Annotated in this window: 8 protein-coding genes; 3 read left to right on the top strand and 5 right to left on the bottom strand. The window is 59.1% G+C overall.

Annotated elements, in window-relative coordinates; all coding sequences use genetic code 11:
- Positions 1-147 precede the first annotated feature (147 nt).
- From ACRX4W_RS00920 to ACRX4W_RS00905, 4 genes are all read right to left on the bottom strand, one after another.
- A complete protein-coding gene (locus ACRX4W_RS00920; protein ID WP_432298917.1) occupies positions 148-1128 on the bottom strand; it encodes an ABC transporter substrate-binding protein in 981 nt (326 codons plus the stop codon).
- 160 nt (positions 1129-1288) lie between these two features.
- Positions 1289-2074, bottom strand: a complete 786-nt coding sequence (locus tag ACRX4W_RS00915) for a hypothetical protein (protein WP_117736550.1) — start codon at positions 2072-2074, stop codon at positions 1289-1291.
- Between the two features lie 250 nt (positions 2075-2324).
- Positions 2325-3728, bottom strand: coding sequence for an asparagine--tRNA ligase (asnS, locus tag ACRX4W_RS00910; protein WP_055285210.1), 1404 nt, complete (start codon positions 3726-3728; stop codon positions 2325-2327).
- A gap of 181 nt (positions 3729-3909) precedes the next feature.
- Complete coding sequence (locus ACRX4W_RS00905) at positions 3910-4473, bottom strand: PTS sugar transporter subunit IIA (RefSeq protein ID WP_118206428.1); 564 nt, start codon at positions 4471-4473, stop codon at positions 3910-3912.
- A 244-nt stretch (positions 4474-4717) separates the two neighbouring features.
- On the opposite strand from ACRX4W_RS00905, the gene ACRX4W_RS00900 reads away from it, so the two are divergent.
- From ACRX4W_RS00900 to ACRX4W_RS00890, 3 genes are all read left to right on the top strand, one after another.
- On the top strand, positions 4718-5620 hold the full coding sequence (locus ACRX4W_RS00900) for an alpha/beta hydrolase (RefSeq protein WP_035137525.1): 903 nt from the start codon (positions 4718-4720) through the stop codon (positions 5618-5620).
- A gap of 295 nt (positions 5621-5915) precedes the next feature.
- Complete coding sequence (feoB, locus tag ACRX4W_RS00895) at positions 5916-8327, top strand: ferrous iron transport protein B (protein WP_432298916.1); 2412 nt, start codon at positions 5916-5918, stop codon at positions 8325-8327.
- Between the two features lie 314 nt (positions 8328-8641).
- Entirely contained in the window at positions 8642-10306 is a 1665-nt protein-coding gene (locus ACRX4W_RS00890) for a PTS transporter subunit EIIC (protein ID WP_158551627.1), read from the top strand.
- A 62-nt stretch (positions 10307-10368) separates the two neighbouring features.
- On the opposite strand, the gene ACRX4W_RS00885 is transcribed toward ACRX4W_RS00890, so the two are convergent.
- Positions 10369-11121 carry a MurR/RpiR family transcriptional regulator gene (locus ACRX4W_RS00885; protein WP_158550125.1) on the bottom strand — a complete coding sequence of 251 codons (753 nt, stop codon included), beginning with the start codon at positions 11119-11121 and terminating at the stop codon, positions 10369-10371.
- Positions 11122-11296: the final 175 nt, after the last annotated feature.

Genomic DNA, 11296 nt, shown 5'->3' with positions numbered 1-11296 from the left:
AATAGCGGTACCAATGCATAAAAGAGCGGCGGACAGACGTTTTGTTTTACCTGAAACAAGCAGGGCGAACGCCGGCCTTTAGCGTTCGCCCCAATGACTCAGATATTGAATAACGCAGCCGTGGCGCGCGTGCGGGCCCTAGACGCGTTATTCGTCCAGAGCGGAAAGGTCGATACCCAGGGCCTCGGCCATCTCGTCGTTCTTGACGACGACCAGGTCCTTGCTCGAGAGGTGCTTGATCGGCATATCCTCGGGCTTGGCCTCGCCCTTCAGGATCTTAACGGCCATCTCGCCCGCGGCGTAGCCCAGGTCCTTATAGTTGATGGAGAGGGTGAACAGGCCGCCGGCCATGCACATACCCTCCTCGCCGGTCACGAAGGGGAGCTTATTCTCCTTGCAGATCTGGCCGACCTGCGAAGCACCCGCGGCGATGGTGTTGTCAGTGGGGGAGTAGAGTGCGTCGACCTTGCCCACGGCGGACTCGACGACGGACTGAATCTCGTTGGAGCTCGAGACGGTGAAGTCGGTGTACTCCAGGCCAAGCTTGTCGAGTTCCTTCTTGGCGGCCTTGATTTGGACGTCGGAGTTGGACTCGGCGGTGCAGTAGAGCAGGCCGACCTTCTTAACGTCGGGCAGGACCTTCTGCATCATCTCGAGCTGCTCGGCGACCGGGGTGAGGTCGGAAGCGCCCGTGACGTTGGTGCCGGGCTTGTCGTTGTCCTGGACCAGGCCGGAAGCGGCGTAGTCGGTGATGGCGCAGCCAACGATGGGGATATCAGCGGTGGCACCGGCGGCAGCCTGTGCGGCGGGCGTAGCGATGGCATAGATCAGGGCGACGCCATCGCCCACGAACTTGTCGGCGATGGACTTACACGTGGACTGGTCGTTCTGGGCGTTCTTCTGGTCGATCTTGACCTTAAGGCCGCTCTCCTTGATGGCCTTGACAAAGCCGTCGTTGGCGGCATCGAGTGCGGAGTGCTCGGTGAGTTGCAGAACGCCGATGGTGTGGTCGGAACCGGCGGCAGCAGAGCCGGAACCAGAGTTGCCGCCGCATCCGGCGAGCGGGACGAGCGCGAGCAGGCCGGCGGAGACCAGAAGGCTCCTGCGGCTGATGGTGATGTCCTTCATATCATTACCCCCAGTATAAAAATGGCTGGAAACACTGCACTGGGACAAAGTGCAAGTGGAACTATAGTAGCGCTGATGTCCATTTTTACAACAGCTCGGCGGGTTTTTTAATACAGAACCGGATGGGCGGTACGGGTAGTCGAATGGACGGCGGAGGGTCTTATGCGGCGGAGGCGGCGTCGTCCTCGTCCAGGGCGGCGAAGAGCTTCTTGCCGTCGAGGAGACGTGTGGTGACGTTTCTCATGCGGCCGATCTCAACGGTACGCAACGTGTCATCGGCGCCTCGCGCGTCATAGACCGTTCCCAGCAAATACGAGATGCCGTCTCGTTGCTTGATGGCAAAGGGCCGGAGTGTCATCCGTGCCACTTCGACCTCTCCGCGTGCCGTGACACTCGAAATATCAAAACTCACCGTGGTTCCGTGGTCGATGGCCTGCTCGATGAGCTCGCAGGCATCGATGCGCTTGACGGGCGTGCGTGTGGCCTTGGTGGATTTGCCGCCTGCGCTTGGAGCAGGCTCGGGTGCATCGAGGTAGCCGCGAACGTCGGCACTCGCCATGGCGACCAGGTGCTGCGCCATGCTTTTTCGAATGGCGATGGGCGTAGAGCGGTTGCGCATGACCATGCCGTGGAGTCGGATGATCTCTTCGTCGGTGAGCGGACGGGTCAAGAGCCGATACCCCACGCCGCGCTTGTACTCAATTTCGTATCCAGCATGGCGAAGTGCGGAGATGGCGGTGTAGATGCTGCGCCGCGCCGCCGAGATGGGCATGCGGGCGGGGTCGTCGGGATGGGCGAGGCGCCGGATCAACTCATCGGAAAGCATGGCCTTGTCCTCACCGGTGTTTTCGCTCAATAGTTGCAGGATGCGAACGGCGCGATAGGCTGCCATCGAGGCGGCGCCCCTCGTCGTGGTCTCGTAAGTTTCAACAGCGGTTTCGGTCATGGCGCCCACGTCCTTTCCGTTTTGGGTGGCGACGGTATGGAGCCTAGGACGAGGGGCTTTCCCAGGGGCGCAGGACGCCCTGGGCGGTCGGTAGCCGTCGGCAAGCGGCGGGTCGAGTTTTCAACAGCCCTGCTCAACTAACCAAAACCTTGCCAAAAGCTTGACGGGTGCTGTTGAAAAAAAGCGCCCCTCGGCTTGCCGAGAGGCGCTGGCGCGATGCGCTGTAACGCGCTGGGTGGCGCTGTGGCGATTAGAAGTCGGCGTTGCCCACGGTGCGCGGGTGCGGCAGGACGTCGCGGATGTTGCCCACGCCGGTCAGATACATGACCAAGCGCTCGAAGCCCAGACCGTAGCCGGCGTGCTTGCAGGAACCGTAGCGGCGCAGGTCAAGGTAGTACTTGTACTGCTCGGGATTCATGCCCAGGTCCTTGATGCGGGCCTCGAGCAGATCCAGGCGCTCCTCGCGCTGGGAGCCGCCGATAATCTCGCCGATACCGGGAACCAGGCAGTCGGCGGCGGCGACGGTCTTGCCGTCCTCGTTCATGCGCATATAGAACGCCTTGATCTCGGCCGGGTAGTCGGTTACGAAAGTCGGTCGCTTAAAGTGTTCCTCGGTCAGGAAACGCTCGTGCTCGGTTTGCAGGTCGATGCCCCAGCTCACGGGATAGTCAAACTTGTGACCGGCGGCGACGGCCTGCTCCAGGATCTCGACGGCCTCGGTGTAGGTAACGCGGGCAAAGTCGGAGTTGGCGACATGGTCCAGGCGCTCGAGCAGACCCTTGTCCACAAACTTGTTGAGCATATTGAGCTCGTCGGGGCAGGTGGCCATAACGTCCTTAAGGACGTACTTGAGCATGGCCTCGGCGTTGTCCATGTAGTCGTTAAGGTCGGCAAAGGCCATCTCGGGCTCGATCATCCAAAACTCGGCGGCGTGGCGCGTGGTGTTGGAGTTTTCGGCGCGGAAGGTGGGGCCAAAGGTGTACACGTCGCCAAAGGCCATGGCAAAGTTCTCGGCATTGAGCTGGCCGGACACGGTGAGGCTTGCATGCTTGCCAAAGAAGTCCTGGCTCCAGTCGACCTCGCCGGACTCGGTGAGGGGCGGATTTTTGGGGTCGAGCGTGGTCACGCGGAACATCTCGCCGGCGCCCTCGCAGTCACTCGTGGTGATGATGGGGGTGTTGACGTAGACAAAGCCCTGCTCCTGGAAGAAGCGGTGGATGGCGGCAGCCGCGACAGAGCGGATGCGGAAGACGGCGCGGAACAGGTTGGTGCGCGGGCGCAGGTGCTGCTGGGTGCGCAGGAACTCGACGGTTGCGCGCTTCTTCTGCAGCGGGTAATCCGGGGCGCTCGTGCCCTCGACCTCGATGGAGGTGGCAGAAAGCTCGAAAGGCTGGGGCGCATCGGGGGTCAGCTTGACGGTGCCGGTGCAAATAAGTGCGGCCGAGACGTTTTGATGGGCGATCTCGTCGTAGTTGTCGAGTGCCTCGCGGTTCATGACGACCTGCAGGTCGCGGAAGCAGCTGCCGTCGTTGAGCGTAACAAAGCCAAAGTTCTTCATGTCGCGGACGGACTTGACCCAGCCGGCGACGGTGACGGTCTGGCCGCCGAGCGACTCGGCATCGGCATAGAGCTGCGCGATTTTGGTGCGGTTCACGTATCCTCCCATAACGGTTGAATGATAGTTATCCATACAGTTCGATATTCTAGCAGCTCGGCTCATTTGGGCTATACAGATAAGGCATTGGCGGGATGGTTTTTCAAACGAAAAGCGCCCGCGGCCAAATGGTCGCGGGCGCTTGACGAGGTGCCTTTTGGCTGTGTGGCGCGGGGCCTTGCTACTTGGTCTTGGCAACCAACAGCGGGTCGCCCAGCTTGACGAGCGGATTGCCGCCGATAAGCGTGCCAGACTCGCCGACGTGATCGATGCTCTTGAGGCGGTCGAGCTCGGAGACGATGACGGTCACGATGTCCTCGTGGCCGGCGGCCTTAATGGCGTCGCGGTCGAAGCTGATGAGCGGCTGGCCGGCCTTGACCTCATCGCCCATCTCAACAAAGCGGGCAAAACCCTTGCCGTTCATTTCCACGGTGCCCAGGCCGACATGGATGAACACGCGAAGACCGTCCTCGGTGATCATGCCGATGGAGTGGTTGGTGACGGTGGTGGCGCCGATGCGACCGTTGGCGGGCGCATAGATGGTGCCGGTAATGGGCTCGATGCCATAGCCCTGGCCAAGCATGCCCGAGGCGATCGTCTCGTCGGGAACCTCGTCCAGGTTGACGAGTACGCCATTGACGGGGGCATAGATGACGCCTTCGCGGGTGGCGAAGCTTGCTGCGGGCGGAACGGACGCCTCGCCGGTCGAGGTGAAGGTGGACTTAAGCGAATCGAGCAGACCCATAGTTGCCTCCAACTTAAATAGGCGCATATCGCGCGTTTGGTTTGCCGGAAACGTTTCATATGTGTTTCGCGGCTTGGTCAACGCCCCCTATTCTACGCTGCTCAGCGATACCTCTGAGCTGGGATTATGTGATATATCAGTTGGAGGGAAACTTATTGCCGGAGAGTTTCTGCGTCCTGCACCCAACTGGGGTACGCTTAGATGCGAAAAAAGAGTGCGCATAATTTGCGCGAAGGGAGCACATATGATTGTCGAGAACCATGCGCTGTGGGGCGAGGAGCCGACCGAGGATTATCCGGCGACCTTTACGTATCTGGGAGCCGAGCCGCTGCCCGATAAACCGAATGGCCGCCGCCCTGCCGTGATTATCTGCGGCGGAGGTGCGTTTACGCATATCGCTCCGCATGAGCAGGACCCGGTGGCGTTTGCGTTTTTGGATCACGGTTACCAGGCCTTTGTGCTCAACTATGTCACGAGTTCTACGGGTGACGTGAGCTTTCCGCACCCCCAGGCAGATCTTGCCAAGATGGTCGCCACGGTGCGCGCCAACGCCGACGAGTGGCATGTCGATCCCAAGCGCGTGTGCGTCGTGGGCTTTTCTGCTGGCGGCATGATTTGCGCCTCGCTGGCAACACAGTGGAAGACCGGCCCCTTCGCGGCACTTGCCGGGGCGCGTCCGGACGACATTCGTCCCGATGCCGTGGTGCTGGGTTATCCATTGCTCGACTTTGCCTATGTGCGTGACATGCAGACGCGCGATCCGCGCATTGACTTGCGTGTGCCCAAGACGGGCGGCAAGACGGGGCGCGATCTGCTCAACGACTACCTGTCGATGGTGACGGGTGGCGAGGCAACTGACGAGCATTTGGCCGATATCTGCCCCACCACGCATGTTTCGCGTCAGATGCCACCGACCTTTGTGTGGGGCGTGTCCGACGACAAGACGGCACCGATCGCGCAGGTCTACCCGTTTGCGCAGCGCATGGCCGAGGAGGGCGTTGCATGCGAGATGCACGTCTTTGACCAGGGCGGTCACGGCCTTTCGCTCGGCAACGCCAACACCGCGGTCGACAACGAGGACAAGCAGGTGGCGGTCCGCCCTTGGATTCGCCTAGCCTTCCGCTTCCTGGAGCGCCACGGGTTTTAGCTACGGCGTTTTACCAAACGCCGTAACCACTTGACGCTACAAGCCCGCCAGAGCGGCAATCTGCCTTTCAACTTCGGCGGCATGACCAGAAGGTCAATGCCGTCTCGTTTCAAGGCACCTCGCTCGCTCTGACGGGCTTTCGCTGTCGGTTCCAAGGCATCGGCATCGTCCTAGTTGTCAAGGGCTTGGTGCAAAGTAATCCGTCCCCCCTGCACCGATCTGTTGATTGAACGTCGCCGTGCGTTCGCGCTATCATGCATGGTTAAAATTGGTTAGCCATGGCAAACGGTTAGCCATGGTGAACATAAATACAACGCCCTGTGGGCGCCGGGGGAGGAACACGGACGTGAAGCTCGATACACTCGAGATTGGAAAGGACGCCGTTGTCGCATCGGTGGCATCGGACGATCAGGCACTCCGACAGCATATTTTGGACATGGGCCTGACGCCGGGCACCGAAGTCACCATGATGAAGTACGCCCCCATGGGCGACCCGCTCGAGATTCGCCTGCGTGGCTACGAGTTGACACTGCGCAAGGACGATGCCGCTCGCATCGAGCTTGTGGGTATTCACGACACCGATACGGGTCCGCGCGCTAACGCCGCAATCGGCACGACGGAGCATCCGGCCCTGGGCGAGGGAACGTATTCGCCCCGTGCGGCAAAGACGGCCGTGCCCGAGGGCGCGCCGCTGCACTTTGCCCTTGCCGGCAACCAAAACTGCGGCAAGACCACGTTATTCAACCAGCTGACGGGCTCCAACCAGCACGTCGGTAACTTTCCCGGCGTGACTGTCGACCGCAAAGATGGCACCATCCGTAACCATCCCGAGGCGAGCGTTACCGACCTGCCTGGCATTTACTCCCTGTCGCCGTACACAGGCGAAGAGGTCGTGAGCCGTCAGTTCATCCTCGATGAGCGTCCGGACGCCATCATCGACATCATTGACGCCACCAACATTGAGCGCAATCTGTACCTGACGCTGCAGCTTATGGAGCTCGACCGCCCCATGGTCATCGCGCTCAACATGATGGACGAGGTAACGGCCAACGGAGGCGCCATCGACGTCAACCTGCTCGAGAGCCTGTTGGGCGTGCCTGTTGTCCCCATTAGCGCTGCCCGCAACGAGGGCATCGGTGAGCTGGTGGAACACGCTCTGCACGTGGCGCGGTTCCGCGAGCGTCCCGGCCGCCTGGACTTTTGCGCGCCCGATGGCCCGGACGGCGGAGCCCTGCACCGCTGCATCCACGGTATCGCCAACCTTATCGAGGACCATGCCGTGACGGCGCATATCCCGGTGCGTTTTGCGGCGACCAAGCTGGTTGAGGGCGACGAGCTGGTGACGGAGGCGCTTCACCTGGACCGCAACGAGCTCGACGCCATCGAGCACATTATTTCCCAGATGGAGGGCGAGGCCGGCACCGACCGCCTGTCCGCGCTGGCCGATATGCGCTTTAGCTTTATCGGCGACGTGTGCGGGCGCTGCGTCGTCAAGCCGCACGAAAGCCGCGAGCACGTGCGCTCCGTCAAGATTGACCGCATCCTGACAGGTCGTTACACAGCCATTCCGGCGTTTCTGGTGATCATGGGCCTCGTCTTTTGGCTGACGTTTGGCGTGATCGGCGCGGCGTTGCAGGGACTCATGGAGGACGGCATCGCGGTCATCATCGCCTCGGCCGATGCGGGCCTCAAGGCGTTCGGTACCAACGACGTGGTGCGCTCGCTGGCTGTCGACGGCGTGCTTACGGGTGTGGGCAGCGTGCTGACCTTTCTGCCGATTATCGTCGTGCTCTTCTTGTTCCTCTCCATTCTGGAAGACTCCGGCTACATGGCACGCGTGGCCTTTGTCATGGATAAGGTGCTGCGTCGCTTTGGCCTGTCGGGCCGCAGCTTTGTGCCCATGCTCGTCGGTTTTGGCTGCACCGTGCCGGCCATCATGTCGACGCGCACGCTGCCGTCCGAGCACGACCGCAAGATGACCGTCATGCTCACGCCGTTTATGAGCTGCTCGGCCAAGCTGCCGGTTTACGGCTTGCTGTGCGGAGCATTCTTCCCGCAGGCGACGGTCCCCGCCATGGTCTCGCTCTATCTGATCGGTATCGTGGTCGGCTGCATTGCCGCCCTGGTGCTCAACCGCACGGCATTTAAGGGCGACCCGGTGCCGTTTATCATGGAGCTCCCCAATTACCGCCCGCCGAGCGTCAAGACGACGGTGATGCTGGCATGGGATAAGGCCAAGGACTTCATCACCAAGGCCTTTACCATTATCTTTGCCGCTACGGTGGTCATCTGGTTCCTGCAGACGTTCGATATCCGCTTTAACGTGGTCGCCGACCAGTCGCAAAGCCTGCTTGCCGGTCTGGGTAGCATCATCGCGCCGGTGTTGGCCCCGCTCGGTTTTGGCGACTGGCGCGCATCCACGGCGCTCGTCACCGGACTTATTGCCAAGGAGAGCGTCATCTCGACCCTCACCGTGCTTTTGGGTGCTACGTCGCCCGCGGCACTGTCGACCATGTTTTCGCCGTTCACCGCCTACGTGTTCTTGGTCTTTACGCTGCTGTACCCGCCCTGCGTGGCGGCCATCGGCGCCGTCAAGAGCGAACTGGGCGGGCGTTACGCCGTGGCCGTATTCGCGTTTCAGGTGACGGTCGCCTGGATCGTGGCGTTTGTCGTGCATTCGGCGGGCATATTGCTGGGGCTGGCTTAGGGGCGCGTTGATGCTCCGCGCTTTTGGGCGAGCAACAATTCAATAAATATGAGCCAAAATACCGGTAATTGTCGGCCTGCGGGGACTGTCCTACGCTGCAGGTTGCCGTTCGCTGCCTATTTGCTGCCGTTTACGGATTCGTAAATACTTGCAATCGTCAGTCGATTTAACCGCATTACGCGATGCCGATGCGCATTTTGTGTGCCCCTTTCTACAATCACTTTGTGTCTATTGCCGAACATGTCTTCCGTTTCGCCTGTGTGGGGACGTGGGGTGCAATAGTCGTTTGTAGAGGCTCATTGAGGAGGGAATTGATGAAAGAAAAATTCCAATCGTTCGGAAAGGCAATGCTCGTTCCGATTACGCTCATTGCCATTTCCGGTCTCTTTTTGGGTATCGGTAGCGTTTTTACGACCGAACTGACCCTTGTGTCCCTTGGCGTTAATTGGGACTGGTATGCCGCTTCGCCGCTCTTTACGTTCTTCTCGGTATTTAAGGGTCTCGGCGAGGTAATCATTGGAAACCTCGGTGTTTTGTTTGCCGTCGGCTGCGCCTTCTCCTTGTCTCGCAAAGAGAAGGGCTGGGCTGCCTTTTCTGCCCTTGTCTGCTATCTCACCATGCTCAAGACGGTTGAGATTCTGCTTGGAGCAGCTGGCTTGGCTGCCGACAATACAACGGTGGAAGCTCTTCAGAAGGTCGGCCTTACGTCCATTCAGGCGAGTGAGCAGTCCGCACTCTACACTACCTCGCTCGGCTTTTTTGGCTACAGCTCTGGTGTCTTTGGCGGCATTATCGTGGGCTGCCTGGTCGCCTGGATCACCGGCCGTTTTTACAAGACCAAGCTTCCAACGGCGCTGGCGTTTTTTGCGGGCAGTCGAACGGTTCCCATTGTATCGCTGGTCGCCGGTGGCGTCCTGGGCGGCATCATGTACTTCGTTTGGCCCGTCATCGGTGGATGCTTCTCGGGTATTGCGACGTTCGTGAAAGGCTCCGGTCTGGTCGGTACGTTTGTCTATCGCTGGGTGCTCGAGAGCCTTGTGCCGTTTGGCTTGCATCCGCTGCTCGAGACGCCCATGTATTGGACTGAGCTTGGCGGCTCCATGGTCGTCGACGGAACGCGCGTGGTGGGCAATAGCGCTATTCAGCTTGCACAGCTAGCTTCTCCCAGTAGCGACAAGCTCTTGGTTAGGGCCTTCATGGCTGGCTATGGCATTAACGATTACGCGTTGTTCCCGGGCATCGCCCTTGCTATGTGGTCTTGTGCCAAGCCCCAGAACCGCAAGAAGGTTGCTGGTCTTTTAATCCCCACAGTGATTTCGACTGTTTTCTTTGGCGTTACGGAGCCTATTCTCTTTACGTTCCTGTTTGCCGCCCCCTGGCTCTACTTTGGCGTTTACGCTCCGCTTTCCGGACTGGGTGAAGTTCTCTCGGAGGCAATGGGCGTTTCGGTGTACCAGGGAAATATCAAGGACCTGATCCCATTCTTATTCCGCCCCGAGAAGCTTAATCTGCTTCCGTACCTTATTCTGCTCCCCGCCTTTTTCCTGGCAGCTTTCTTCCTCTTCCGGTTCTTTATTACTAAGTTCGATATCAAGACGCCCGGTCGAGACGATGGTGACGATATTGAGTTGATCAACAGCAGAGCCGAGTTCGAGGCAAAGGCCGCTGAGGCAAAGGGCGAGTCTGATAGCACTCCCGAGAAGACAGTCCAGGGCCGTGCGACCAAGGACAGCGCGCTTGCTGTTGGCATTGTCGAAGCGCTTGGTGGAGCCGACAACATTGATGATCTTGACAACTGCATCTCACGTCTTCGCGTGATTGTCAAGGATGGTTCTAAGGTTGCAGACGACGAGGTGTTCACCAAGAATCTTGAAGCTATGGGCGTTATCCGCCTGAGCGACAAGGCAATCCAGGTCATTTACGGTCCTCGTGTCGGCGAAGTCGCTTCTGAGGTGCACGAAGTTCTCGGTGACGAGTAAAACGCGCAAGTGGCTTTCAATTGCATAGCGCAATTCTAGGGCTTGGCTTCCTATCGCATGATTTAGGGAGCCAAGCCTTCTTGTTTTAGATTGTCAAGGCAGATACTCAATAGTTCTTCGAATGCGAGAATACAACTTCCGGTAAAGCAGTTAGGCTTAACGTTCTTAAGATCCATTGGGTGATCGTCATGTATCGTAAAGATCGCGTCTGCCGTCTTGGCGAGCTCGCTGTCTTCGTTGCCGGTAAACGCGAGGGTCGTAATGCCCGCGTCGTGGCATGCCCTTGCGGTTTCCAGGATGGCTTCTGTCTGGCCCGATTTGGATATGAGCATCATGCAGCTGAGCGTATTTCGGTTGGATTCGACAAACTGATCGGTTTCTAGGAAGTCCTGTATGACGGCCAAAAAGCCAAGTCCAACGAGCTTGGTCGCCATGTACTGCGCAACGATGCGTGAGAAGCCCTCTCCGTTTACTCCGATCATTCTGTTGCGATGCAGTGCGGCGATGAATACGTCTACATCTCCGGTGTGGCATACGAAGTGGACGCTACTGTCTTTGAGTGATTGATTCATTTCGCGGGAGACATGCTGAAGGTGCTTGAGATCGTACATCATTTCGCGGTAGCCACGGTAGCCGAGCTTTTTCGAAAGCCTGATGACTGTCGTCATGCTGGTAAAGCATGCCATGGCGACGGGTTTTATGCCAATATCATCGAGGGTGTCGATATTGTTGAGCAGGTATTCGAGTACGCTTTGCTCGGTTTCGGATAGCTTTGCGGCTGAGTAGAGCTTGGAAATCTGCTTTTTATCAACCATCGGTGCTCCCTTCCCGCCGGACGTGTGTGGCCGCTTCCGTTGCGTAAATAATAACTCCTTGGGGAATTCCTTTCCCGCCTTGCAGCCGGGGCGGGAAGCGGCCCTCCATGCTGGATACAATATCCATACACAGGCGAACCATGCAATATTGAATGTGCTAATTGGGGGTTTCGAT

The organism is Collinsella aerofaciens, from assembly GCF_964283865.1.
Lineage (GTDB): Bacteria > Actinomycetota > Coriobacteriia > Coriobacteriales > Coriobacteriaceae > Collinsella.
The sequence above is the reverse complement of the archived record's forward strand: the minus strand, read 5'-3'. Positions and strand labels throughout refer to the sequence as shown.